The organism is Undibacterium sp. JH2W, assembly GCF_049340425.1.
Lineage (GTDB): Bacteria > Pseudomonadota > Gammaproteobacteria > Burkholderiales > Burkholderiaceae_D > Undibacterium.
On sequence record NZ_JBMPOT010000011.1, the window covers coordinates 33,157 to 58,334 of the forward strand.

Annotated in this window: 19 protein-coding genes; 10 read left to right on the top strand and 9 right to left on the bottom strand. The window is 51.7% G+C overall.

The genetic code is table 11. From position 1 onward, the window contains the following. Positions 1–3: 3 nt before the first annotated feature. The 3 genes from ACO0LC_RS17515 to ACO0LC_RS17525 form a co-directional block, all read right to left on the bottom strand. Positions 4–1,203 (bottom strand): substrate-binding domain-containing protein, encoded by a 1,200-nt coding sequence (locus ACO0LC_RS17515; protein ID WP_423005358.1) that lies wholly within the window; start codon positions 1,201–1,203, stop codon positions 4–6. Between the two features lie 102 nt (positions 1,204–1,305). Then, entirely contained in the window at positions 1,306–2,178 is an 873-nt protein-coding gene (locus ACO0LC_RS17520; RefSeq protein WP_423005360.1) for an alpha/beta fold hydrolase, read from the bottom strand. A gap of 25 nt (positions 2,179–2,203) precedes the next feature. Continuing rightward, on the bottom strand, positions 2,204–4,495 hold the full coding sequence (locus tag ACO0LC_RS17525) for a TonB-dependent receptor (RefSeq protein ID WP_423005362.1): 2,292 nt from the start codon (positions 4,493–4,495) through the stop codon (positions 2,204–2,206). Positions 4,496–4,907: 412 nt separating this feature from the next. Here ACO0LC_RS17525 and ACO0LC_RS17530 point away from each other — a divergent pair, with 412 nt between their 5' ends. From ACO0LC_RS17530 to ACO0LC_RS17545, 4 genes are all read left to right on the top strand, one after another. Next, positions 4,908–5,816 carry a LysR family transcriptional regulator gene (locus ACO0LC_RS17530; RefSeq protein WP_423005364.1) on the top strand — a complete coding sequence of 303 codons (909 nt, stop codon included), beginning with the start codon at positions 4,908–4,910 and terminating at the stop codon, positions 5,814–5,816. A 53-nt stretch (positions 5,817–5,869) separates the two neighbouring features. Then, positions 5,870–6,490 (top strand): sigma-70 family RNA polymerase sigma factor, encoded by a 621-nt coding sequence (locus ACO0LC_RS17535; protein ID WP_423005366.1) that lies wholly within the window; start codon positions 5,870–5,872, stop codon positions 6,488–6,490. Next, a complete protein-coding gene (locus tag ACO0LC_RS17540; RefSeq protein WP_423005368.1) occupies positions 6,490–7,227 on the top strand; it encodes an anti-sigma factor in 738 nt (245 codons plus the stop codon). Before ACO0LC_RS17535 ends, ACO0LC_RS17540 begins: the two co-directional genes overlap by 1 nt. Positions 7,228–7,714: 487 nt before the next feature. Then, positions 7,715–9,058, top strand: coding sequence for a DUF4214 domain-containing protein (locus tag ACO0LC_RS17545; protein ID WP_423005370.1), 1,344 nt, complete (start codon positions 7,715–7,717; stop codon positions 9,056–9,058). Between the two features lie 102 nt (positions 9,059–9,160). Here the strand turns inward: ACO0LC_RS17545 and fahA are convergent, their stop codons facing one another. Continuing rightward, complete coding sequence (fahA, locus tag ACO0LC_RS17550; RefSeq protein ID WP_423005372.1) at positions 9,161–10,492, bottom strand: fumarylacetoacetase; 1,332 nt, start codon at positions 10,490–10,492, stop codon at positions 9,161–9,163. After that, positions 10,493–11,812, bottom strand: coding sequence for a homogentisate 1,2-dioxygenase (gene hmgA / locus ACO0LC_RS17555; protein WP_423005374.1), 1,320 nt, complete (start codon positions 11,810–11,812; stop codon positions 10,493–10,495). A 128-nt stretch (positions 11,813–11,940) separates the two neighbouring features. On the opposite strand from hmgA, the gene ACO0LC_RS17560 reads away from it, so the two are divergent. Both ACO0LC_RS17560 and ACO0LC_RS17565 read left to right on the top strand, forming a co-directional pair. After that, positions 11,941–12,846: a LysR family transcriptional regulator gene (locus ACO0LC_RS17560; RefSeq protein WP_423005376.1), complete on the top strand. Its 906-nt coding sequence runs from the start codon at positions 11,941–11,943 to the stop codon at positions 12,844–12,846. A gap of 113 nt (positions 12,847–12,959) precedes the next feature. Beyond that, positions 12,960–14,096 carry an alpha-hydroxy acid oxidase gene (locus ACO0LC_RS17565; RefSeq protein WP_423005378.1) on the top strand — a complete coding sequence of 379 codons (1,137 nt, stop codon included), beginning with the start codon at positions 12,960–12,962 and terminating at the stop codon, positions 14,094–14,096. Positions 14,097–14,146: 50 nt separating this feature from the next. Here ACO0LC_RS17565 and ACO0LC_RS17570 read toward each other — a convergent pair whose 3' ends face one another. Continuing rightward, entirely contained in the window at positions 14,147–15,511 is a 1,365-nt protein-coding gene (locus ACO0LC_RS17570) for a sensor histidine kinase (RefSeq protein ID WP_423005380.1), read from the bottom strand. Continuing rightward, positions 15,511–16,176, bottom strand: a complete 666-nt coding sequence (locus tag ACO0LC_RS17575; RefSeq protein ID WP_423005382.1) for a response regulator transcription factor — start codon at positions 16,174–16,176, stop codon at positions 15,511–15,513. The genes ACO0LC_RS17570 and ACO0LC_RS17575 overlap by 1 nt, the downstream gene beginning before the upstream one ends. A 229-nt stretch (positions 16,177–16,405) precedes the next feature. On the opposite strand from ACO0LC_RS17575, the gene ACO0LC_RS17580 reads away from it, so the two are divergent. From ACO0LC_RS17580 to ACO0LC_RS17590, 3 genes are read left to right on the top strand one after another with little or no spacing between them, the layout of a single operon-like run. Continuing rightward, complete coding sequence (locus ACO0LC_RS17580; protein WP_423005384.1) at positions 16,406–17,557, top strand: efflux RND transporter periplasmic adaptor subunit; 1,152 nt, start codon at positions 16,406–16,408, stop codon at positions 17,555–17,557. Then, complete coding sequence (locus ACO0LC_RS17585; protein WP_423005386.1) at positions 17,550–20,666, top strand: efflux RND transporter permease subunit; 3,117 nt, start codon at positions 17,550–17,552, stop codon at positions 20,664–20,666. The genes ACO0LC_RS17580 and ACO0LC_RS17585 overlap by 8 nt, the downstream gene beginning before the upstream one ends. Before the next feature lie 9 nt (positions 20,667–20,675). Beyond that, positions 20,676–22,010, top strand: coding sequence for a TolC family protein (locus ACO0LC_RS17590; RefSeq protein WP_423005388.1), 1,335 nt, complete (start codon positions 20,676–20,678; stop codon positions 22,008–22,010). A 134-nt stretch (positions 22,011–22,144) separates the two neighbouring features. On the opposite strand, the gene ACO0LC_RS17595 is transcribed toward ACO0LC_RS17590, so the two are convergent. Then, on the bottom strand, positions 22,145–22,627 hold the full coding sequence (locus tag ACO0LC_RS17595) for an Hsp20 family protein (protein ID WP_423005390.1): 483 nt from the start codon (positions 22,625–22,627) through the stop codon (positions 22,145–22,147). Positions 22,628–22,867: 240 nt separating this feature from the next. On the opposite strand from ACO0LC_RS17595, the gene ACO0LC_RS17600 reads away from it, so the two are divergent. Further along, on the top strand, positions 22,868–23,419 hold the full coding sequence (locus ACO0LC_RS17600) for a thymidine kinase (RefSeq protein ID WP_423005392.1): 552 nt from the start codon (positions 22,868–22,870) through the stop codon (positions 23,417–23,419). A 62-nt stretch (positions 23,420–23,481) separates the two neighbouring features. Here the strand turns inward: ACO0LC_RS17600 and ACO0LC_RS17605 are convergent, their stop codons facing one another. Next, positions 23,482–25,077 carry a cytochrome C gene (locus ACO0LC_RS17605; protein ID WP_423005394.1) on the bottom strand — a complete coding sequence of 532 codons (1,596 nt, stop codon included), beginning with the start codon at positions 25,075–25,077 and terminating at the stop codon, positions 23,482–23,484. Positions 25,078–25,178: the final 101 nt, after the last annotated feature.

Genomic DNA, 25,178 nt, shown 5'->3' on the forward strand with positions numbered 1-25,178 from the left:
TCATCAGCGCTTGTTCTTGAGCGGGACTGGCAACTCGCTGGCAGGTATTTCCCTGACCAGTTCCAGCAAATCCCATTCATTTTTCTGGTCTTTCTTGATCTTGAAATGGTACATGGCTTGCATGGCCTGATGATCTTCCTTGCGGAAATTCATCTTGCCTTTAGGCGTATCAAACTCCATGCCTTCCATGGCAGCAATGAGTTTTTCAGTGTCGGTGGATTTGGCTTTACTGATGGCTGTGTACACTGCGCTGGCAGCGGCAAAACCACCAGCGGTGAAGAAGTCAGGCGGTGCTTTAAAGCGCTTGGTATGCTCAGCCACCAGCCAGTCATTCATCTTGTTTTTGGGAAAGTCGTAGTAGTAGTAAATCGTGCCCTGGGTACCTACGTAAGTCTTCCAGTTTTTCATGACGGGCAGGATATTGCCACCAGGTGCCAGGGTAATGCCAAAGCGTTCCGGCTTCATGTCGGCCAGCTTGTTCATGGGATTGGCCCCAGACCAGATGATTTGCAAGACACGCGGCTCAGGCTTGTCTTTGAGTACATCAAAAATACGCTGCGCGGCAGCGGTAAAGTCTGTGGTGTTTTGTGCCGCATATTCTTCATGCACGACCTTGGCCTTGGCACCAACTGTCGTCAGGGCTTCCTTGGCGGCTTTGACGCCATCGCGGCCAAAAGCATAATCCTGAGCCAGGAAGGCTATACTGCCACCCGCCTTGATGGTGCTGGCCGCAGCCAGGCCATCCTGCATGGAATTACGGCTGGTGCGGAAGATATAGCGATTCCATTTTTCACCGGTGATGGCATCTGCCACAGCAGGCTCAACGATCAACAGTTTTTTGTATTCTTCTGCCACTGGCAGCATGGCAACGGCAGAACCTGATGAACTGGTGCCAACGGCAATATCGGCCTTGTCATCACCAAAGGCTTCAGCCAGTGCCGTACGGCCCAGGTCAGGTTTGCTCTGATCATCCTTGACGATGACCTTGATCTTGCGGCCATTGATTTCCATCTTGCCGCCAGTCAGATACTCCAACCCCATCATGAAGCCGGTTTCGGTTTCCTTGGCATAGGCTTCAAGCTGGCCAGTCTTGCCAGCAATGAGGGCGATTTTCAGGTCCTGTGCGAGGCTGCTGGCAGAACTGAATGCGCCTGTCATTGCCATGACCAGACAGACGAGTTTGAAACTTTTTCTTGCTTGCATTTTGTCTCCTGCTAATTTTACGTTGTGGAACTGCATGCAGTTTGTCAGCGGCATTTCCCATGCTCTTTTTTTGACTGTGCTCATAAGCATACTGCAAATCGCTTAATCCACTGTGGCTAAAAATTCTCTGATGGCTTTTTGTGCCTGCGCTTCCATGAGCATGGGCGCATGACCCACGCCATTGACTTCTGCATATTGCATGCCAGGTGCGAGATTTCGCATATAGGCTAGTTGCTCAGGTTCGATCAGGTCTGACAGGTCGCCACGTATCAACAGTGTGGGCCGGTTTCTGGCAAGGCGGCGGAAAGCAAAATTGGCGACCCAGGATCTAGTTTTTAACTGACCGGTTTGCAAAGGGCGGGCAATATTCGGATCATATTGCAGCACCAGCTTGCCATCGATGTTTTGAGCAAAAGCCCGCCTGGCCCACTTAGCCCATTCTTCCATGCTGTTGTCAGGAAAGGCAGACACATTCACCTGGCGTATGTATTGTGTGGCCTCATCCCAGTCTTGCACTTCCACGGCCTTGCCAGCAAACCCGGCTATCCGGCTCAGGCCTTTTGCGGATAAGGCAGGGCCAACATCATTAAGAACAGCGGCAGCAATCAGATTCAATTTGCGCGCCGCCACCGTCATGGTGATGAGACCACCCATGGATGTACCGATGAACACAGCCCTGCCTATACCCAGGTCATGGGTGAGTTTGATGACATCATTGGCGTAGGTGACCGTGTTGTAGTGCCCGGGGTCGGCATCATGCTGGGAGCGGCCACGCCCCCTGACATCGACCACAATCACGCGCCGCCCCTGTTCTGCTATCCAAGGTGCCAGCTCTTCAAAATCACCTGAATTGCGGGTCAGGCCGTGGATGCAGATGACTGCACATTTGGCCTGCCCGCCCTGCGATGGATAATCCCGCGCATACAATTGCAGGCCATCTGTACTGATAAAGCTGATGTCAGTGAAAGTAGTCACACAATGTCCTCTCGCTGTCACCGGGCTAGAAACGGTATTCCACCGTGGCCGAGACTGTCCTTGGGTTACCATAGAAGGCTGTCGTGCTGCCTTCCAGGCCCAGGGTAGGGAACAAATAACCAGCTACCTTGTATTTGGTATTGCTGAGATTCTTGCCATGCAGGCCAGCACGCAGGCGCTTGTCGGTGCTGGTCCAGACCAGGCTGGCATCCCACAGCGAATATGCATCCTGGTCCAACAGGGCATTGGGTGTCTCAAACTGATTGGTCGCGGCGCGGTAGGAATAACTACCTATCAAAGACAAAGTGCCATTCTTGCCCACCATATTCAGCGGCCAGTCATAGCTGGCAGTCAGGTTGGCGGATTGCTTGGGTGTATTCTGGAATACCTTCTGGCTGGCGACATCGACACCGGCCACGATGAATTGCGTGTACTTGGCATCGATATAGCTGAGCATGCCAGAAAGACGGAAGGCATCGGTAATACGCGCGGTCGCTTCCAGCTCAAAGCCCTTGATGCGGGCCCTGCCTGCATTAGTCGTCACACCGGCAAAGTTGTCATCCTTGCCGTCGCCGTCGGTATCTACCGCGACTGAACCAGGTATCTGCACATTCTTGTAATTACTGAAGAACAGGGCAGCATTGGTCATGATGCGGCCTTTGTCAAATTGCGACTTCAGACCCAGTTCCACAGTTTCGATTTCTTCGGGCTCATAACCACTTTTTGCTTTGGCCAGGCTGATCTTGGTACCAACCACATTCAGACGCGGATCAAAACCACCACCCTTGAAGCCCTGCGACCAGGATGCGTAGACATTGTTATCGGCATTGGCCTTCCAGTTCAAAGACAGACGAGGTGTGAACTTGGTATCAGTACGGTCCAGATCGCTCTTGGTCAGATTAGTGTCTGTGCGGAACAGTACAGCGCCAGGGTTGCCCATTTCTGGCGATCCCTTGGTGCCCAGATATAGCTGACGCAAGACTGCTGCCTGACGTGTGTCCGAGGTATAACGGCCACCAGCTGACACGCTGATCGTGTCTGACAAATTCATGCTGCCATCGGCAAACACTGCCCAGGCCTTGGTATCGACATCGCCCATGGTGTACACAGACAGCGGCAATGCACCATTGAGCAGGGTATCGAATTTGTTATAGGCATTGGCATCGATGTAATACACACCGGCCACGCCCTGTATGGTTTTGCCGCTATAGCTAAGTTGTAATTCCTGGCTGAACTGACGGTTCTTGTACAGTGCGGGCGCTTCCAGATCGACCGTCGGCAAAGAGTCAAAATCGATAGGTGCATAGGAGGTATCGCGACGGCTGGCGGTAATCGATTTCAGTGTCAGCTCATTATTGATCTGCCATTCCACCAGCGCAGAAGCGCCGGTTTGCTTGACTTGCTGGAGATGGCCGAGTGCCGAGGTCAGATTGGCGCGGGTATCAAAAACATTGTCGAGTATCGGTGCCTTGCTGGTATTACCCACGGTCAGGCGGTAGCCGTTCTTGGGGCTGGAATCATCCTGGCTGGTATCTGCCGAGACGCGGATGAACAGATTGGAGTTCAGCGTAAATTCTGCACTGAGGCGGGCAGCAGTAACGTCCTTATCATAGTTGTCTGCCCCGGTCAGCAGGTTCTTGCCAAAACCATTGCGCTTGAACTTTGCCAGGCTGGCACCTACCCGCAGGGTATCGGATACTGGAGTGCTGGCCGTCAATACCGCATCGGTCTGACCATAAGTACCTACCGTGGCTTTCAGGCGCACATCGGTTTCCGGCTGCAGTTTGCGTGTCACATATTTGACGGCACCGCCTATGGTATTGCGGCCATACAAGGTACCCTGGGGGCCACGCAAGACTTCTATTCGCTCTACATCATAGATATCAGCCACAGCGCCTTGCGGGCGGGCGATATACACATCATCGAGATAAATACCGACGCCAGCCTCAAAACCAGCCAGCGGGTCTTGCTGACCCACTCCACGGATGAAGGCAGTCAGCGTGGAATTGGTCGCACGCGAAGCTTTCATGGTCGTATTGGGCAGCGTTTGTACCAGGCCGACGATGTCGGGGACAGCAGTTTTAGAGAGCTGGTCAGCAGAGAAAGCCGTGACAGAAACAGGCACATCTTGCAGAGATTCTTCGCGGCGACGGGCAGTTACGACTACCGTGGTCGGTTCTGAATTTGCAGATTCCGTTGTAGCAGGTGGCGTGGTTTGTGCCTGACTGATACCGCTGCCTGCAACAGTACCTGATGCGACTAACAATGCTACGGCAGACCGACGTAAGAATTTCTGCTTTCTCTTGCTCTGTTTCATTTCTGTCTCCTGTATTTTTTATGTGCGCCTTTTAGAACGCGTTTACGATCTGTAGCGAGCGAGCGTCAACGGGGAGAAGAGCAGCGCAAAAAGCGGAATGTACTTAAGTACATGAGCATTTTGAGCAGCACATGAGCCCCGCATCGACACAAATTGCGCTCGCGCAGTAAGATCGCAAACACGTTCTTACATGTTGTATGTCGCATGGCAAGCAGTGTGCACGGAAAGAAATAAACTAGAAAGCGTATGCACGCGCACCCTTTGTGCAAAATTGCACATCAGAGTGAAGACAGTGCGATTAAAACTGCCCGCTTGTTGTGCAAAACCCCCAATTATTTCATTATTGCAAATAAGAAATGGATTAAATCTTGCTGACATATGTGCTTTACCGCACAATTGGCCCATGAATAGCATGCCTGAATGGACTGACCTGCGTTATTTCCTGGAGCTTGCCCGTGCTGGCACGCTATCCGGTGCGTCACGTCGCCTGGGCGTTGAACATACAACAGTGGCCCGCCGCATAGACAGGCTGGAAAGCCAGCTAGGCTCCACTCTGTTTGACCGCAGCCGCGAAGGCTATGAGCTGACCGAGATGGGTCATGCACTGTTACCTCATGCTGAAGCCATGGAAAGCGCCGCCCTGACCGCCACGGACCAACTGGGCGCTGCCAGCATTTCTGCCCATGGCGTGGTGCGCCTGGGTGTGCCGGAGATGTTTGGTACTCTGGTGATTGCCCCTTTACTGGTACATTTGCTGAAAGAGCACCCTGAACTCAGCGTGGATTTATTGGTACAACCACGCTTTGCCAACCTGGCAACCCGTGAGGCAGACCTCGGTGTCATGCTGGACCCGCCAAATACCGGCCGCTATGTGTTTACCCGTCTGGCGACTTTCCGCTTGAATTTATATGCATCACCGGATTATCTGGCCCGCCACCCGCCGATACGCAGTGAAGCCGACCTGGCTGAGCATGAATTTGTCGATTATGTACAAGACCGTCTGGCCAGCAATGAACTCAATTTCCTCGACAAGCTGGGCTTTACGCCAAAAAGGCGCTTATGCTGTACAGGCATGATGGCGCAGTGTGAAGCGGCAGCGGCAGGCATGGGCCTGATCATGGCACCGCCTTATGCCATACCTTCCAGCGGTACCCTGGTGCCGGTTTTGCAAGACAGCTTTTTTACCGAACGTTCTTACTGGCTGGCTGCGCCCAGTGACCTGTACCGCCTGCAAAGGGTGCGCGTAGTCTGGAACCTGCTACGTGAATATGCCGAGCAGCACCCTTCCCTGTTTATGCATGCAGAAAGCAACAGGTCCTGACACGCGCACTGTGTACAAATTGGAAATCGACTAAAATCAGCGCTTCTCTACCCATGTCTGCTTTATTAGGCCAACCAAGATTGGATAAGCAATTGCCCACTGCCGCCCTGGACACCAGCCAGCTACAAAACTGGCTAGCCGCCGTCGCCCGCAAAGACGCGCAGGCATTTAAATTACTGTATGACGCTACTTCAGCGAAACTGTTCGGCTTCGCGCTGCGTATATTAGTTAAGCGTGAGTTGGCAGAAGAGGTTTTACAAGAGAGTTTTGTCAACATCTGGAATAACGCCGCCAGTTATCAGACAGGTCTGGCCGCACCGATGACCTGGATGACAACTATAGTACGCAATCGCGCTTTTGATCTCTTGCGTCGTGTTGATCACGATGTGGAAATCGATGCTGACAATTTTGATATGGGAATCATGCAAGCCATGGAAAGCAGTGAACCTACACCAGCACAATCGCTGGAACTGACTCAGGATGCAAAGGCACTGGCATCCTGCATGTCACGTCTGGAAGGTTTACACAGGCAGGCAATGGCAATGGCATTTTTTCATGATCTTTCACATAGCGAAGTTGCGGAGCAAATGAAATTGCCCATAGGAACTGTTAAAACCTGGATCAGACGCGGACTAGACAAGCTGCGCACCTGCCTCACACGTCTGGAGGCATAATGAACTTACACCAAGTCAAAAATAATTCGGCATTGCAAGACAAACTGGCCTCTGAGTATGTGCTGGGTACTCTGCGCGGTGGAGCACGCCGACGTTTTGAAGCCTGGCTGAAACAGGATGCTGCATTACGCCAGGTAGTCAGCAAATGGGAAGCACACCTGATCCCCATGGCTGAATTTACACCTGCCATGCCTGCACCGGCTACCGTCTGGCCAGCACTGGAAAAACGCCTGAACCTGAAAACCACCAAAGACCCATGGGCTTACTGGCGCAACTGGGGGAAATTACGCGAAGACCTGGCCTTCTGGCGTGGCCTTGGCATGTTCTCCACCACCGCCGCTGTGGTGCTGGTGTCTGTCTTGCTGAGTAAACAAGCAGATCAACAGCAAGTGACGCCGCAAAGCAATTATGTCGCCACTTTGTCAGATGACAAGGCACAGGCTATTGCTGTGATTACCGGCGACAGCAAACGCGGACAATTACAGATACGCATGCTGACAGCGCAAAACATCGCCGCAGACAAGAGCCTGGAATTATGGGCAGTGGGCAAGGATGGCAAAGTCAAATCCCTGGGCCTGGTGGCCGACAAAGGCATCATCAACCTGCCCATGCCCAAGGATATGACAGCAGACAGCATACCTTTGCTGGCGGTGACGCTGGAACCGAAAGGTGGATCGGGTAATCCCGAGAAACCATCAGGGCCGATTATCTTCAAGGGTAACTGGGTACAGATCTAGCATATCCCTCCTCTGAAAATGGCATGCCCTGATGACGGAGAGTTACCAGGGCATGTTGATACAGGCTGTAGCAGTTGAAGCAGAAATGGAGGGGGCACACGCGCCATGTGCTCTGCTCTTAATGCTACAGCCCAATGGGGCTCTCCTTCTGTTTTTCAGCAATATCTACTGCCTTGGAATTGCGTTGATGAATTTCGTCATTCGCGGGTCAGCTTTGAATACTAATTCAGCATTTTTATACTGCCTGAAAAATACATAGCCAGCTTTAGCTGGCATGTTCATTCTCTCCAAAAATAATTTATTTTCATGCCGTTCTTGGCTTGCGGATTCACCCTATTTATTTACCTATTTGTGCTCATTAGGTGTTGTGACTGCCATCACAACATAGCATGATTTTCAATGGTAATATGCGGCCAGAATTTGGCAGTAATATGACAATGATTTCATTACTGGCTTCCTCATCGCAGTTTTTTCAATGGAAAATTTCATGGCCAACTTAGCCTCAGACATACAAAAAATATACATCGCCTACTTCGGCAGGCCAGCAGATCCTGATGGCTTAGAATATTGGATGAAGCAAAATTTTTCACTGACACAGATCGCAGATAGTTTTGCACAGCAAGCTGAATACAAAAGTAATTTTGATGGTCAAACTATAGACGCCACACTCAAGCTTATTTATAAAAATCTGTTCCTGCATGATGCAGATGTTTCTGGCCTGGAGTATTGGAGCGGGCAGATCAATAAAGGTGTCTTCAGCATAGGTCAGGCTGCACTGGCTATTGCCAATGGCGCTATCGGTGCTGATGCCATCACTCTGGCCAGCAAGGGCAGTGCGGCAGCATCATTTACCGCTGAGTTGAAGGGAATTGACCTGCTTGTTGCTTACCAATACGATGTCACGGGAGTACGCGGTCCAAGTATAGGCAGGGATTTTCTTAGCCTGGTAAGCAGCCCTGCAACAGCCAGCTTATTGACCGGATATGCACATTCCATCGTGACTGATTTAGCTATTGTCCCAGGGGGCTACGGACGTGACCTGATTAATGTCCTGGGCCTGGATCTCGCTCAGGGCACCCATTTTGTCAAAGGCGATGTCAGTCTGGTAGGTGGGCCAGGGGACGATGTCTTTCACATTACGGATGCACAATATGCTATGGGCACCACTATCGATGGCGGCGCTGGTGCGGATACACTGGATCTGGGCGTATTGACCAACAGCAGAAATCTCAGCAGGGTCAGCAATACTGAAACCATCGTGGTCAACGGCGGCAGTGCCGACTTTTTTGTAAATGCGGATGGTGCCGGGATCACACTCAATATCACCAAAGATATCAGCCTCAGAATTCTCCAGCTAGGTAGTGGCGGACAAACCCTGAATCTGCTAGGCACAGGTAGCAGCCATGTCGGCATCATCGGCAGCACATCGGCGGATACCATCAAACTGTCTGCCACTGGGACAGGTGTAGACAGAATCATTGCCAAAGGTTCCTTGTTGGGTGATGGCACGCCAGATACCATCTTCAATTTCAAGGCCGCCGCCGCAGATTTGTTCTCGACCGGTGTCAAGGCCACCAGCCTGAACAATCTCACGATCGCTGCGGCCGATACTACACAATTAGCCAGCGTCATTAATGAGGCCGCCGCTAGCGCAGGTAGCCCCTTGAATACGGCCAGCCAGGCTTTTTACATTACGATTAAATCAGGCACGGCCGCTGGCAACTACGCTTTTGAAAACATAGGCAGTAACTTGAGTGCAGTCGATGCCGGTGATTTCATCGTGAAACTGGTAGGCAATGGCAGCATCGTTGCGACTGACTTTGTGCTTTGACATGGTAATTGGACTGCATGCTTAAATAATTTAAAAAAAAACGGGACACCTGGTCCCGTTTTCATAATATACAGCTTCAATTCCTGTCGGCGGAATCCAGTATCAAGTCCTGGCTGGCAACAAAGTCCCCACCACCTCACCAAAGCCTATCCGCGCACAACCCTCTTTCTGTGCCCAGCCGCGCATGATGATGGCATCGCCATCTTCCATGAAAATACGTTGCTCGCCGTTGCTAAAGGTCAAGGCCTTCTTGCCACCTTCAGTGAGTTCCAATAAAGAACCTGCTTCTTCAGCCAATGGACCGGATTGTGTACCCGACCCCAGTAAATCACCAGGATTAAGATTGCAACCATTGACAGTATGATGGGTAATCAATTGCGCTATCGTCCAGTACGAATGGCGGAAATTCGACAGGGACAAACGCTCGGCAGGCGCACCTGCTGCACGCATTTTTTCTGTCTGTAACAAGACCTCAAGTTGCACATCAAAGGCACCACTGTCACGCAAATCGAGAGCATCCAGATAAGCCATGGGCTGCGGGTCTTCTGCATCGCGGGTCCAGGCATGACGGTAGGGTGCCAGGGCTTCCAGTGACACTACCCAGGGGGAAATGGTGGAGGCAAAATTCTTTGCCAGGAATGGGCCTAGCGGCTGGTATTCCCAGGCCTGTACATCACGCGCTGACCAGTCATTCAACAGACACAGGCCGAAGATATGCGATTCTGCCTTGTCCATATTGATGACATCACCAAGCGCATTGCCGGGACCGACGAAGATGCCGATTTCCATTTCATAATCCATGCGTTTGGCTGGGCCAAAGACAGGCGTTTCGGATGTCGGTGGTTTGGTCTGGCCTACCGGGCGGCGGAATTGCTGGCCAGATACGCCTATGGAAGATGCACGGCCATGGTAGCCGATAGGCACCCATTTATAATTCGGCAGCAAAGGATTATCCGGGCGGAACAACTTACCGACTGCTGTAGCATGATGGACGGAGGTATAAAAGTCTGTGTAATCCCCGATATGCGCAGGCAGGGCAAATTCTGCTGCACTTTGCGCCAACAGGCAGGCTTGCAGCGCGCCTTGCAGGCTTGCACCTTCACGCAAGACGCGCGACAGGGCCAGACGCAAGGCTGACCAGACCGGTGCTCCCAGACCCATCAGGGCATTGAGGTTACTGGCATTGACAGCATTGGTGAAATGCCCACCCTGCAATTCTGTATAACCGGCAAAAGCATGGGCAGCGTGCGCGGCTGCCAGATCAAGTATCTGGTCACCAATCGCAATGCCGATGCGAAATGCCTGGCTACTGCCCTGGCGACGAAATACGCCATATGGCAGGTTTTGCAGAGGGAAATCCGTGTCGGCCTGGTTGGCGGATGCTACCCAGCTGCGCAAGCCTACATCATGGGTTTCGTTAAGTTGTACCGTCATTTATTTTTGCTCCGGATTGAAATTTTTCTTAATACCTTGCCAGCACTGATAATAGTCAGCCTGCAATTGCGGTGCTTCCATGGCAGCACGGGTAGGTTTGATGATATTACGCGTTTCTATCATAAATGCCATCGTATCATCGACTTTATGTGGCTTGCTGGTATCTGCTGCGGATGCCTTGTCAAAAGTCGGCGCATCTGGCCCATGGCCGCTCATGCAATTATGCAGGCTGGCACCGCCAGGGCGGAAGCCTGTCGACTTGGCATCATACTGACCATGGATAAGGCCCATGAATTCGCTGGCGATATTGCGATGGAACCAGGGTGGGCGGAAGGTGTTTTCTGCGGCCAGCCAGCGTGGCGGGAAAATCACGAAGTCTATGGTATCCACCCCCGGCGTATCGCTGGCGGCCTGCAAGACCAAAAATATCGATGGATCAGGATGATCGTAACTGATGGAACCTATGGTATTGAAGTGACGCAAATCATATTTGTAAGGCGCGAAGTTGCCATGCCAGGCGACGACATCAAGCGGTGAATGACCTATTTTTGCCGACCACAGATTACCGCTGAACTTGGCCAACAATTCAAAATCACCTTCTTTATCTTCATACCAGGCAACCGGGGTCTGGAAATCACGTGGATTGGCCAGGCCATTGGAGCCGATGACACCAAGGTCAGGCAACTTCAGCATGGACCCGAAGTTTTCACAGACATAACCACGGGCCTCACCATCTGGCAGATGTACCTGGAAACGTACACCGCGCGGTATTACGGCGATTTCTTGCGGTTCAATATCGAGCAAACCCATTTCTGTGCGGATGTGCAGGCGACCTTGCTGGGGGATGATGAGCAATTCAGCATCGGCATTGTAGTAAAACCGTGTCGTCATGTCACGGTTGGCTGTGTAGATATGGATGGCGCAACCTGTCTGGGCATCTGCAGAACCATTGCCTGCCATTGTCAGCCAGCCATCTACGAAGTCTGTCGCTTCAACAGGCATGGGCATGGGGTCCCAGCGCAATTGATTCGGCGTTGTTGGTGTTGCAGCAAAATCATTGCTCATGCGGCCATTGCTGACTTGCTTAAACGGCTGGTGCATCGCGGCTGGCCGTATACGGTAAAACCACGAGCGGCGATTAGCATGGCGTGGCGCGGTAAAGGCCGTACCGGAGATTTGCTCGGCATACAGGCCGTAGGCGCATTTTTGGGGAGAATTCTGGCTTTTAGGCAGGGCATCTGCCAGGGCCTCGCTAGCAAATTCATTCGCGAAACCGGTCTGATATTGAAGTTGAACTTCTCTTGCATCGTGCTTGCTCATCGCTGATCCTGCCATTTGTGTTTGAACAGACCTGAACTTTAATGCAAAGCGCCGTGTTTTACGATATAAATACAAAAATGTACTACATTCATGAAATCAATAATAGTGGACAATAAGGCTGGAATAATATGCTGGAACCCAAAGACATAGACCTGAACCTGCTGGTGGTCTTCCAGGAAGTTTACCAAGACCGTCAGATATCCTCCGTCGCCCGCAAGCTGGGCCTGTCGCAACCAGCAGTCAGCAATGCCCTGGCGCGGCTGCGGCGCAGTTTTGATGATGAATTATTTGTACGTACGGCAACAGGCATGCAACCCACGGCGCTGGCAGAGCAACTGGCCGAACCTGTGGCACTGGCACTGACTCATATCACCCAGGCCTTGAACCGCCAGGAAAACTTTGACCCCACTAGCAGCAAGCGCCATTTCACGATCGCCATGACAGATGTGGGAGAAGTGTATTTCATGCCCATACTGGCAGAATTTCTGCATACCCAGGCACCACAAGTGCAATTGTCTACAGTGCGGGCCAGTGATATTGATTTGAAAACAGAGATGGAGTCTGGCAGGGTCGATCTGGCCATAGGCGCTTTTGATCACTTGTCAGATGCCTGGTACCAGCGCCGCCTGTTCAAGCAAAACTATGTCTGCCTGTTCCGGCAAAGCCACCCACTGGCAGCAGACAAGCTGGAGATGAAGGATTTCCTGACTACACGCCACCTAATTGTTGCATCAAATGAGAATCCTTATGCCAAAGTCAACCAAAGCCTGGAAAAAGCAGGCATCAGCGCAGCCGCCCATTTGCGCGTGCCGCATTTTGTTGCCGTGCCATATATAGTTAGTTGCAATGATTTGCTGGTGACCGTGCCGCAAAAACTGGCTGAGCGTGCCGCTGTCCCCTTTGGTTTGCGCTATGTCAAACCACCCTTGCGCCTGCCTGCCCTGCAGACCAATATGTTCTGGCACAGACGCTATAATCAGGATGCTGGCAATCAGTGGTTGCGCGGATTGATTTCTGCACGCTTCCTCGAGTAATTTCCCGCAATGCTGAAAATCCTTCATGCAAACTCTGAAAGCTTTTCTGCCATGCAATGACGCTTATCCCCTACACTAGGCTCATATTATTTAATTAGCTGGAGTAACCCCTCATGCCCGTCATTACCTGTGTAGAAGACCTGCGCCTGCTGGCAAAAAAACGTGTACCCAAGGCATTTTATGATTATGCGGACAGCGGCTCTTACACAGAATCAACCTACAAGGCCAATACCAGTGACCTTGCAGCCATCAAATTGAGGCAACGGGTTGCCATCAATGTAGAACAGCGCACTACCCGCACCACCATGATAGGCCAGGAAGTTGCCATGCCGGTGGCAATAGCACCGACCGGGCTGACAGGCATGCAATGGGCCAATGGAGAAATGCTGGGAGCAATTGCGGCAGAAAAATTCGGCATCCCCTTCACCTTGTCGACCATGAGCATCTGCTCGATAGAAGATGTCGCCAGTGTCACCAGCAAGCCTTTCTGGTTCCAGCTGTATGTCATGCGTGACCGTGGCTTTGTCAAGGAACTCATACAAAGAGCAAAGAATGCCAAATGCTCGGCCCTGGTGCTGACGCTGGATTTGCAGATCTTGGGGCAACGCCATAAAGACTTGAAAAACGGCATGTCCGTGCCACCCAGGCTGACGCTGGCAAACGTTATCGATCTCGCTACCAAACCAGCCTGGGCCCTCCGCGCTTTGACTGGCCGCAAGACTTTTGGCAACCTCGTCGGTCATGTCAAGGGTGGCGATGGCATAGTCACACTGAGTCAATGGACCGCCAGCCAGTTCGACCCTACCCTGAGCTGGGATGACGTGGCCTGGATCAAGAAAGAATGGGGCGGCAAGCTGATACTGAAAGGCATACTTGATGTCGAAGATGCCAGACTGGCAGTAGCAGCCGGTGCTGACGCCATTGTCGTCAGTAACCACGGTGGTCGTCAGCTTGACGGCGCGATGTCATCGATACAGGCATTGCCAGCAATCGTCGATGCGGTGGGTCACCAGACCGAAGTCTGGTTTGACGGCGGCATACGCACAGGACAAGACATACTCAAGGCCACTGCCCTGGGTGCCAAGGGCAGCATGATAGGCCGTGCCTTTTTGTATAGCCTGGGCGCCATGGGTGAAGCAGGTGTCACCAAAATGCTGGAAATCCTGCAGAGTGAACTGGATGTCAGCATGGCCTTGACAGGGACTAAAGATATCCGTGAAGTCAATGCATCAAACATCATACGCTCTTAAATCATACGGACTTAATTGCAACACCCGGTATAAAACAAGCTGCATGCGCTTCAGTTTTTATACCGGGGAAATATCACCTCAAAAATTGTCCCCTGTCCCTGGCTGCCAGTCAGCACCTTGATCTCGGCCTTATGGTCTGTTGCAATGTCCCTGACTATGGCCAGCCCCAGGCCGCTGCCATTTGACTGATCACTGATGCGATAAAAACGGTTGAATATCAACTCCTGATCTGAAGGCGCAATGCCGGGGCCGGAATCTTCGACTTTCAGCAGCACCTTGTCTTGCTGGCTCAGGCAACTGACCGTGATGGTTCCCAGTGCCGGGGTATAACGAATCGCATTGTCGATCAGGTTATCTATCAGGTCGCGCAACAAAAAGCGGTTTCCCATGATATCACCGGGTGATAAATCAAAGCCCAGATCAATACTCTTTTTGTCGGCCTCTTCTATGAAGTGTTGTATCGCCTCTTCCACCAGTTTATCCAGCGCCACCTTCTCAAGATAAGCTTCAACAAACTGGCTGGGTTCAGCCCTGGCCAGCGACAGAAATTGATTGGTCTGGCGTATCAGGCGCTCGCTGGATGACAGCATCAATTCTATGGAACGACTGGTTTCTTCATCCGCCACATAGCGTTGCTGCAGCCACTCTATCTGCATCTTCAGGCCAGCCAGTGGTGTTCTCAGTTGATGCGCCACATTTGCGACAAAATCACGCTGTGCAGCAGCGCCCACCTGTACTTTAGTCAGCAAATCATTGAGTGCCATTACCAGGGGCTGCAATTCCAGGGCGTTATGTTCTACGTCAATCAGGGACAAATCATCATAGCTGCGCGAATCCAGGTCAGCACGCATTTTCTTCAAAGGCAACAAACCTTTTGAAACTGCAAACCAGACAATGAGGATGGACATGACTGCCAGCAAGCCTTCCATCAACAGCAGGGCGGTGAAAATATCCGCGCGAATATTATTCCTGCGCCTCAAGGTCTCCCCTACACCGATGAAAACTGGCTTGCCATCGACCATGGCCTTGAGTGAAATGACACGTATCTCGCCGCCGCGCATCATACTGTCGTAGGCCAGGGGCTCACTCAATTGTTCGGAGGTGCGCAAGCGGGGGAAATCGGCATCACCGGCGATGGTTGTGCCTGCCGCATTCCTGACGATGAAATAGATAGGGTCAAAATGGCCGACCCGCAATACCTGTTCTGCCTGTGGTGGCAAGTCGATTGCGACATCAGCACTCACCAGTTTCAACCTTGGCACCAGTGCCCAGGCGGTATCTGTCAGGCCTTCATCAAAGGCAGCATTGGCTGGTTCCCAGGCGAGACGATAAATCAGGATGGCACCAAGGACATTGGTGATCAACAAGGGCACGATCAGCCATTTCAGCAGGCGCAGGCGTATGCTGGCATTCATCAACTGGCTTTCTCCAGCATATAGCCAAAACCCCTGATGGTCCTGATGGTGACACCAGCATCCAGGATTTTGCTGCGTATCCGTGAGACATACACCTCTACCGCATTCAATGTAATGTCTTCTCCCCAAGGCAGGATGGCATCAATGATTTGCTGCTTGGACACCACGCGGGCGACCTGCAGCATCAGGTATTCCAGCACGGCCCATTCGCGTACCGATAATTCAATTGTCTGGCCATTCACGCGGGCGCGCTTGGCCGTCTGGTCCAGCGTCAATCCCGCCAGTTGCATGGCCGTGGCTTCTGGTGCACTGCGCCTGACCAGCGCCTTGATACGCGCCACCAGCTCTGGCGTGGCGAAGGGTTTGACCAGATAATCATCTGCACCCAGTTCCAGCCCGTGCACACGGTCCTGAATGGAATCTCTTGCCGTCAGCAGCAATACCGGCAAATTGGAATTCTGACTACGCAAACGCCTGACAACCTCAAAACCATCAATACCTGGAATGCCAATATCAAGCACCATCATGGAAATTTCTGAGCGTTGCAATGCCGCCAGCGCGTCGTGACCATTGTGAACGACGTCAATCACCATACCGTGCGCTTTAAGATTTTTGGAGATGCCATCCGCAATCACGGTGTCATCTTCAACTAACAAGACATGCATAGAATATCCAAATGAGCATATGAACAACTTGGGTATTTTACTCTTTTGCCCCCTGTTCCATGCCTGTTCCGCGCTATTTTTCATTGTCAGCTTATTGTCAGCCTCCTGTCATGTTGACGACAGAATGCCTTGCTATCCTTCTCTAAAATTTGTAATTGACTATTTGCTGCGGCAAACACCTGACTTCCTTAATTTACTTTGCTGTCAGGTGAGTTCCCTTGAGGTGGAAATGAATAAAAACAATACCAGTCTGCATACGCTAGGCGTACTGCTCGCCCCCGTCTGTCTGAGCATGCTGCTGTCTGGCTGTAACAAGGCAGAAGCCCCGGCATCCCAAAAAGAAGCGGCAGATGAAGCCAAGTTGCCCCTGGTCAGGGAGGCAGCAGGGATACGCCTGCCTGAAGCTTCGCCCTTACGCAAATCTATCGTAGTCGCCGCGGTCACTGAACAGACTGTAGAACGTGCCATCATCATTCCCGGCACGATAGAACTGGATGCAGCAACGTCCATCAAGGTAGTCCCCCCGGTAGCCGGGCGCATACTGCAGTTGAACAAGCGCCTGGGTGACAAAGTCAGCGTAGGTGACGTGCTGTTTTCTATAGATTCTGCCGATATTGCCACGGCATACAGCGATGCCGCCAAGGCGCAAAGTGCGCTTTTATTATCAAAACGCAACTTGCAACGCCAAAAAGACCTGGTGGACGCAGAAATTGCGGCACGCAAGGATTATGAACAGGCAGAAGCAGATTATTCCCAGGCCAGCTCGGAAGTGGGTCGCACCAAAGCCCGGCTGGCACAACTGGGCGTTAGTCAGGATGGCACTGCCGGTCATCACTACCAGTTGCGTTCGCCTATAGCCGGACGTGTCATAGAATTAAGTGCTGCGCAAGGTGGCTTCTGGAATGACACCAACGCAGCCTTGATGACGGTTGCCGACTTGTCAACAGTCTGGATGACGGCCAGTGTCTCTGAAAAAGACCTGTCACTGGTATTTGCCGGACAGGCCGCCAAAATCACCCTGAATGCCTATGACAATGAAGTCTTCGAAGGCAAGATACGCTATGTCGGCGATGTCATCGATGCTGATACTCGTAGCGTCAAAGTCAGGATTGCCATTGACAACAAGGCAGGACGTTTCAAACCTGGCATGTATGCCAAGGTCAATCTGAGCGGCCAGGCCCACCAGGCGCCGACCATCCCTGCATCGGCCGTGGTGCAGAATGGCTTCAATACCCGTGTATTTGTAGAAAAAACACCCTCGGTGTTTGAACCGCGCATCGTCAAGACCGGCGCGCAAGTGGGCGATAAACTGGAAATCCTGTCTGGCCTGAAAGCGGGTGAGCGTATTGTCATCAAAGAGGGAGTGCTCCTCAATGATTGAAAATATCGTCAAAGTCAGTTTCGCCAGACGCGGCATCGTCTGGCTGGTTTTCATTCTGGTCGCCATGTATGGCATCTATTGCTGGAATCAATTGCCGCTGGAGGCCTATCCGGATATCGCAGATACCACTTCGCAGGTGGTGACACAAGTCAGTGGCCTGGCAGCCGAAGAAGTTGAAAAACAGATCACGATACCGCTGGAACGCGAAATCATGGGCACGCCCGGCATGCATGTGATGCGCTCCAAGAGTACTTTCGGCCTGTCCCTGATCACCGTCGTGTTCCAGGATGGCACAGAAGATTACTGGTCACGCCAACGTTTGCAAGAGCGTATCAGCGCCGTTACCCTGCCGTATGGTGCGCAACCTGGTCTTGATCCGCTGACATCACCCATAGGTGAAATATATCGCTACACGCTGGAATCCAAGAGTCGTGATTTGCGTGAATTATCCGAGCTGCAGTTCTGGAAAGTGATACCGCGTCTGAAACAGGTGGCGGGTGTGGCCGATGTCACCAATTTTGGTGGTATCACTACCCAGTTCCAGCTGGAATTTGAACCAGAAAAACTCAGTAAATATAATCTGAGCCTGGCGCAAATCACGCAAGCCATCAATGCCAATAATGCCAGTGCTGGCGGCAGCATACTGACACGCGGACAGCAAGGTTTTGTCGTGCGCGGCATCGGCCTGATCAGCGGCCTGGATGATCTGGGCAATATCATGATCACGCAAAAAAACGGTGTGCCGGTCTTGCTGAAAGACCTCGGTGAAGTCAAGCTCGGCAATCAGGAACGCAGCGGCATACTCGGCAAAAATGAAAATCCTGACACGGTAGAGGGCATCACTTTGCTGCTCAAAGGCCAAAATCCATCCAAGGTACTGGAGGGTGTGCATGCCGCCGTGAAGGACTTGAATGAAAATGTCTTGCCCAAGGATGTCAAGGTCGTGCCTTATCTGGACCGCACCATGCTGGTAGAGGCGACTCTGCACACGGTAGGCAGAACCCTGCTCGAAGGCATGGTCCTGGTGACGCTGGTGTTACTGCTCTTCCTCGGTAGCCCGCGTGCCGCGCTGATTGTTGCAGTGACGATACCCATGTCTTTGCTGACTGCTTTCATCTTCATGCACCACTTCAAGATACCGGCTAATTTGCTGTCGCTGGGCTCCATCGATTTCGGTATCGTGGTGGATGGCGCGATTGTGGTCATGGAGCAGATACTGCGCAAATTTGAAGAAGATGGTGGCAAACCCCTGACGGCAAAAGATGTCATGACAGCCGCCCTGCAAGTCAGCAAACCCATCTTTTTCGGTATGGTCGTGATTATCACAGCCTACCTGCCGCTGTTCATGTTTCAGCGCATAGAGTACAAATTATTTTCACCTATGGCATTTGCGATAGGCTTTGCCCTGCTCGGTGCACTGGTGGTTTCACTGGTATTGATACCCGGGCTGGCCTATGTAGCCTATAAAAAACCACGCAAGGTATTCCATAACCCGGTGCTGGAGAAATTTGCCTCCATCTATAAACCTGTACTGGAGCAAGTTGTCAGCTCGCCCCGTTTGACGATTGCGGCCTTTGTGTTTGCCTTTGCTGCTGTCGTGGGCCTGGGTGCCAGCATAGGCCGTGATTTCTTGCCCACCCTGGATGAGGGTTCGATCTGGTTGCAAGTCACTTTGCCACCCGGGATTTCGCTGGAAAAAGCTAGCAGCATGTCGGATGAACTAAGAAAAGCCACGATGGAATTCAAGGAAGTGTCTGCCATCGTCACGCAACTGGGACGCAACGATGAAGGTACGGACCCATGGACGCCTTCTCACATCGAGGTCAGCGTCACTCTGCACCCGTATGACACCTGGAAATCTGGCTGGAGTAAACAGGAACTCATAGAAAAAATGGCACAGCGCTTTGAGAAGCTGCCAGGCACCCATGTCGGCTTCACCCAGCCGATGATAGATGGTGTGCTGGACAAACTTGCCGGTGCCCATAGTGACCTGGTCGCCAAAGTGTATGGCAATGATTTCAAGGAATCACGCCGTATTGCCAGAGAAGTGGAAAACACCTTGAAAGCCGTACCCGGTGCAGAAAACGTCATTATCGAACAGGAACCACCCCTGCCGCAGATACGCATAGAAGTCGATCGTGCCGCATCTGCCCGATATGGCGTCAATGTCGCCGATATCACCGACCTGATAGGAACGGGCATAGGTGGCAAACCCATAGCCCAGTTGTTTATTGATGAACGTCACTATGACATAGGTATACGCTTCAACAAGGCATCGCGCAGTACGCCGGATGCCCTGGGCAATCTGATGCTGACTTCATCCAGCGGTGCCAGGATCCCGCTGGCGCAGGTAGCCAGCATACGTCTCGATGATGGCGAAAGCACTATCACGCGGGAAATGGGCAAGCGCCACCTGACTGTAGGCTTGGGTCTGAAAGGACGTGATCTTGCTTCTTTCCTTGATGATGCCAAGGAACAGGTGGAATCCAAGGTTAACTACGATCATTCCAAATTCCAGATTACCTGGGGTGGCCAGTTTGAAAATCAGCAGCGTGCCCAGGCCAGGCTGGCGGTGATTTTGCCTGTCGTGGTGGCCCTGATGTTTATTTTGCTGTTCGGGCAATTCAGAAACCTGCGTCAACCGGCGCTGATACTAATGGCCGTGCCCCTCGGTGCTATCGGTGGCTTGTGTGCCCTGCATTTGCGCGGCATGACCCTGAATGTATCGAGCGCGGTCGGCTTTATCGCCCTGTTTGGGGTAGCCGTGATGGATGGAATTTTGATGGTATCAAACCTGAATCGCCTGCGTGCCGAAGGTAAGTTGTCGCTGCAGGATGTGGTATTGCATGGCGCACGCGAACGCTTCCGTCCGGTCTTGATGACTGCCAGTGTTGCCGCCCTGGGCTTGCTGCCCGCCGCCATTGCCCACGGCCTGGGCAGTGACGTGCAGCGCCCGCTTGCCACGGTTGTAGTAGGTGGTTTGATCACGGCAACCGGCCTGACTTTGGTATGGCTGCCAGGTCTCTACTACCTGATAGAAAAATATATGGAAAACAAAAACAGTAAAGCTGCCGCACACCATGATGCCAGCGCAGCAGATGCAGTGTAAGGAATCATCATGCAAAAATTTAAGATAAAAACAGCCCGTGTACTGCCGCTGATGTGCAGCCTGCTTCCATTGTTCTTGCAATTGCCTGCACATGCACAGGCTACTGCGCCGACAGCAACGGTCAACATGCAGCAATACCTGGCTGCAGTAGAAAGCAATAGCCTGGACTTGCAGGCGCAGCAAGAACTCATCGCCAGTGCGAAGGCGGGCATCTCCATCGCTGGTGTGCGGCCAGACCCACAATTGACTGCAGGTATTGATGCCAAGGAAATGTATAGCCCAAACAAACCCAATACCGCCACCACCTCGATAGCAGGTATCGCCATCACTCTGGAAACTGCCAACAAGAGAGGGGCAAGGATACAGGCAGCCGAGAGCAATGTCCGCCTCACCGAAGCCAGTGTCTCAGCCTACCGGCGACAACTGCTGAGCGATGCCTCCAATGCTTTTACAGAAGCTTGCCGCTCCGCCATGTCACTGGCACGTCGGGATAGCAGCCTGAATGCCATGCGCGATATTGTGAAGATGAATGAAACACGCTTCAAAACCGGCGACATAGGCAAACAGGAATTGGTGCAATCAAAAGTCGAAGCCGATCGCTTTGCCATGGATGTTACCAGCGCCCGCGCTGATACCATCAATGCTGAAGCACAATTATCGAATTTCCTGGGAAAGAGCTACCAGGAGATTTTTTCAGACAACAAATTGGATTGCAGCTATCAGCATGACGATGTGATAGCAGACCTGGCAACACTGACACGGCAAGCCATGGAAAAACGGGAAGACATACAAGTAGCACGTTCAGCCAGTGAGAATGCCAAGGATAATATAGAACTGGCAAGAGCCAATCGCTGGATAGATCCTGTGATCAATCTTGGCATGAAAAATACCCCCAGGGTGAATGCCATACAAAATGCCAGCGGTGTAGTGACGAATTCTCCTGCTGAGCGCTCGAATCCGCTGAGCCTGACGATCACGATTCCGATTCCTTTTTCACGCATGCAAAGCGGTGAACTAAGCCAGGCGCAATCAGCACTGACACAGGCACAGCTACAATTGCGATCAACCTTGATGAAGGCAGAAACCGAGGTAAGGGGCAGCTATCTGCAATATCAGGCTGCTTTGCAAAATATCAAAAACTATAAGGAGCACGTACTCGATGATTCCGACCGTTTGCTACAGAGCGTGCGCACCAGCTATCGCAAAGGGGCAGCCTCCATGCTGGAACTCTTGAATGCCCAACGCAATGCCGATGAAATTTACCAGGCTTATCTGCAGGCAGAAGCTACTTTGGCGATTGCCAGAATCAAGCTGCGACAAAGCACGGCCTATCAGATGAAATAAGGAAATGAGATAAGGAAATAAAATAAGCCTGTCGCATTGCAGGCAAACGAAACTTAAAAAGCATGGGCAAGCCCATGCTTTTTAACTTCATTTTGGACATTGCCCCATGTGTACGCATGGGGCAAATTTCTTACTTAAGCAACCTGGCGTTGCAATTGATTTTGAGCCTGATTTTGCGACTCTACCAGTTGCAGATTATCGCCATCAATCAGAATGCGACGTGGCTTGTGTGCTTCTGGAATTTCACGTACCAGGTCGATATTCAACAGGCCATTGTCGAGACGTGCGCTGATGACTTTGACATGATCGGCGAGGCGGAAACGGTGTTCAAAATCACGCGAAGCAATGCCACGGTGCAGGAAGTTACGTGGGCCTTCGGCTTTTTGGCGGCGACCTACGATTTTCAGGGTATCACGTTCGGTTTCTATATCGATTTCGCTGCGGTCAAAGCCTGCAACTGCCATGGTGATTGCATATTTATCTTCTGCAATCAACTCGATATTGTAGGGGGGGTAGCTGGGTGCATTTTCTGTACGTTGTGCGTCATCAAACAATTGTGCGAGACGGTCAAAACCGATAGCGGAACGATACAGAGGAGCGAAGTCAAAAGTACGCATGATAATATCCTTATAAATTGAAGCGATATAAATTAAATATTTAGAAACTCTTTTTTGAAACTACTGCTTTTACCTTCTTTAGCAAACCTCGCATTTGAGCATCTGCTGAGTAGAAAATGGTACTGGCGCCAAGAGTTTCAAGAGCCTCCTATAAAAAATTTTTCTTCAATAAAATTGAATCATCAAAAACTGTTCTCACCAGCAATACTTATAACAGTTTCAAAAAAACAGGAAACAGGCATGGCCAAGCTCTACTTCAGATATTCAGCAATGAATGCAGGAAAATCCACGGCACTTTTACAAGTTGCCCACAACTATGAAGAGCAGGGACAAAAAGTCCGGCTCTACACCGCTGCCATCGATAACCGATATGGTGCAGGTAAAGTTACCTCCCGTCTGGGTCCGCAAAGACAGGCAGAAGTCTTTGATGCCCATTTTGATTTTCTGGCAGAAGCGCCACAAGTCAGTTGCGTGCTCGTCGATGAAGCACAGTTTCTTTCTGCTGACCAGGTCAGGCAATTGCATCAGTTGGCGCAAGTACGTGGCGTACCTGTAATTTGCTATGGCTTGCGCAGTGATTTCCTGGGTGAGCCATTTACCGGCTCCAGCTATTTGCTGGCGCTGGCCGACGATATAGAGGAATTAAAAAATATTTGCGCCTGCGGAAAAAAGGCAACGATGAATATTCGTGTCGATGAAAATGGCAGGCGCATGAAATCTGGCGAGCAAATTGATATAGGTGGCAATGAGCGTTACCAGCATGTGTGTGGACGCTGTTTCTACTCAAACTAAAACAAGAGCAGGCCCCTGAGCCTGCTCTTTTACTATGTCGCTAAACCACCACTAAATTAGCATTACAGTACCTTCAAAAACTCCGTCAAATCAACAATCTCTTGTGGAGTAAAACCTATATTGAAACGCTTGTCATAGAACTTCACAACATCAGTCAGCTCCACCATGCCGCCATTATGGAAGTAAGGTGAACGCGCTTCTATGGAACGCAGGCTAGGTACTTTGAAGCGGCCTATGTCTTTCCATTTTCCTGTCGCCATGGCACTGCCAGGGTCCGTAGTTTGCACCACTTCTCCAGTCAGTTTGTTTTTCAGCGTGTATAAAGGCAGATCGGGCGTCCGCAAGCTGGCATCTGCCACGCCAGTGTTGAACAGGCGAGGCACGGAATGCGTACCAACATTGCCTACGCTATGGCAACTGGCGCAAGTGGCACGCTGCAAGGGCAGGCGTAATTCATCATTGAAGCCGGCAACGCGGGTAATATTGAAGGGCTTGTTATTAAATATCTGCTCTCCCCTGGCGATGGATGCCCGGGCAAGATTGATTGCCGTTGGTGCTTGAGGTGGTTGCGATGGCTGTGGCGGACGCCCTTGTGCCGGTGGATTGGGTGGCGCAGGCCGGTCAAGGCCGCGCCAACTGGTGTACATGTTCATGACATTGCGGTCAAACGGCGCGCCTGTTATGTAGTCGCCAGCCTCAAGGTCATTGATGCCGAAATAAAAATTATTCCTCGCCAACTCGGCAGGGCCACCTTTGGCTCCGGCATCGGTCAGATTACCCACTGCCAGGCTAGTGATTTGTGCGGTAAATAAGGTTTTTTCAAAATCCACGATGCTGCGTTGCTCTGCCGCTGTCAAGCCTTGTGCCGCTTGTGCATGACCAGTTACAGCACTATTCGACTGATGCAGTAAATCGAAATCAGTAGTCGAGAAACATTGCAGCGGGCGGGTATTACGTATGCAAAGATTGGACTTGGCATCGGTGAAAGTTTCACGACCATCCCACATCACAGTGCTCAGAAATTTCAAATTCGTGGTTGGCAGCGGACGGCGGAACAGAGACAATTCCTTGGCGCTGGCATAACCGTAAGGATCATCGGCCTTGACCAGAGTAAACTCGGCATCGGCAGGCACAGCCAGTCCCACCCTGATGAGCCCTTTACTCAGCAAGAGGTTATACGCCAGACGCTTTTGATCGATAGTGTCGACCTGGGCATTGGGTGAGTTTGCACCATCATTCAAACGGAAGATGGGGTCATTGCCATTGCTCTGGGTGAACCTGTCTTGCAAATTATCCGGACGCACACTCCAGCCCTGACCTTCCTGATGGCAACTGGCGCAGCTGCGGCCATTGCCAAAGGCTTTGAAAAAGGCATTGTTCTTGTCTATTGTGCCCGTCGTAGAAACTGTCAAGGCAGCTCCTTCGCCATTGGCGATCGGCACCAGTGTAGGTATATCAGTCAGCGGTGCCGCTGGTGGTGGTGCAGATGTCACGATGCTGGCAGATGTACTGACTGGCGGTGCCTGTACATTGCCTGTATTGCTGGTAGCTGCCGTTCCGGCATCACCACCGCAAGCCGCCAGGCTGAATGCCATGAGGATGGCGATAGATAACTGTGCCCTGCGGTAGCTGGTTTGTGATTTCAATAGTGCTTTCATTTGAAGTCCCCTGGTAGTTAAATTTTTTGCTACTCAAGTAGCCCTGCATACTCATGCCCGGGATCTGAGACTGGGTACAGGATGTCTGCCGAATGTGAAGA

Bases quoted from the DNA above. Each gene is read 5' to 3' on its own strand.
- ACO0LC_RS17515 (WP_423005358.1), bottom strand. From the start codon at position 1,203: ATGCAAGCAAGAAAAAGTTTCAAACTCGTCTGTCTGGTCATGGCAATG.
- ACO0LC_RS17525 (WP_423005362.1), bottom strand. From the start codon at position 4,495: ATGAAACAGAGCAAGAGAAAGCAGAAATTCTTACGTCGGTCTGCCGTA.
- ACO0LC_RS17530 (WP_423005364.1), top strand. From the start codon at position 4,908: ATGCCTGAATGGACTGACCTGCGTTATTTCCTGGAGCTTGCCCGTGCT.
- ACO0LC_RS17535 (WP_423005366.1), top strand. From the start codon at position 5,870: ATGTCTGCTTTATTAGGCCAACCAAGATTGGATAAGCAATTGCCCACT.
- ACO0LC_RS17540 (WP_423005368.1), top strand. From the start codon at position 6,490: ATGAACTTACACCAAGTCAAAAATAATTCGGCATTGCAAGACAAACTG.
- ACO0LC_RS17545 (WP_423005370.1), top strand. From the start codon at position 7,715: ATGGCCAACTTAGCCTCAGACATACAAAAAATATACATCGCCTACTTC.
- fahA (WP_423005372.1), bottom strand. From the start codon at position 10,492: ATGACGGTACAACTTAACGAAACCCATGATGTAGGCTTGCGCAGCTGG.
- hmgA (WP_423005374.1), bottom strand. From the start codon at position 11,812: ATGAGCAAGCACGATGCAAGAGAAGTTCAACTTCAATATCAGACCGGT.
- ACO0LC_RS17560 (WP_423005376.1), top strand. From the start codon at position 11,941: ATGCTGGAACCCAAAGACATAGACCTGAACCTGCTGGTGGTCTTCCAG.
- ACO0LC_RS17565 (WP_423005378.1), top strand. From the start codon at position 12,960: ATGCCCGTCATTACCTGTGTAGAAGACCTGCGCCTGCTGGCAAAAAAA.
- ACO0LC_RS17570 (WP_423005380.1), bottom strand. From the start codon at position 15,511: ATGAATGCCAGCATACGCCTGCGCCTGCTGAAATGGCTGATCGTGCCC.
- ACO0LC_RS17575 (WP_423005382.1), bottom strand. From the start codon at position 16,176: ATGCATGTCTTGTTAGTTGAAGATGACACCGTGATTGCGGATGGCATC.
- ACO0LC_RS17580 (WP_423005384.1), top strand. From the start codon at position 16,406: ATGAATAAAAACAATACCAGTCTGCATACGCTAGGCGTACTGCTCGCC.
- ACO0LC_RS17585 (WP_423005386.1), top strand. From the start codon at position 17,550: ATGATTGAAAATATCGTCAAAGTCAGTTTCGCCAGACGCGGCATCGTC.
- ACO0LC_RS17590 (WP_423005388.1), top strand. From the start codon at position 20,676: ATGCAAAAATTTAAGATAAAAACAGCCCGTGTACTGCCGCTGATGTGC.
- ACO0LC_RS17595 (WP_423005390.1), bottom strand. From the start codon at position 22,627: ATGCGTACTTTTGACTTCGCTCCTCTGTATCGTTCCGCTATCGGTTTT.
- ACO0LC_RS17600 (WP_423005392.1), top strand. From the start codon at position 22,868: ATGGCCAAGCTCTACTTCAGATATTCAGCAATGAATGCAGGAAAATCC.
- ACO0LC_RS17605 (WP_423005394.1), bottom strand. From the start codon at position 25,077: ATGAAAGCACTATTGAAATCACAAACCAGCTACCGCAGGGCACAGTTA.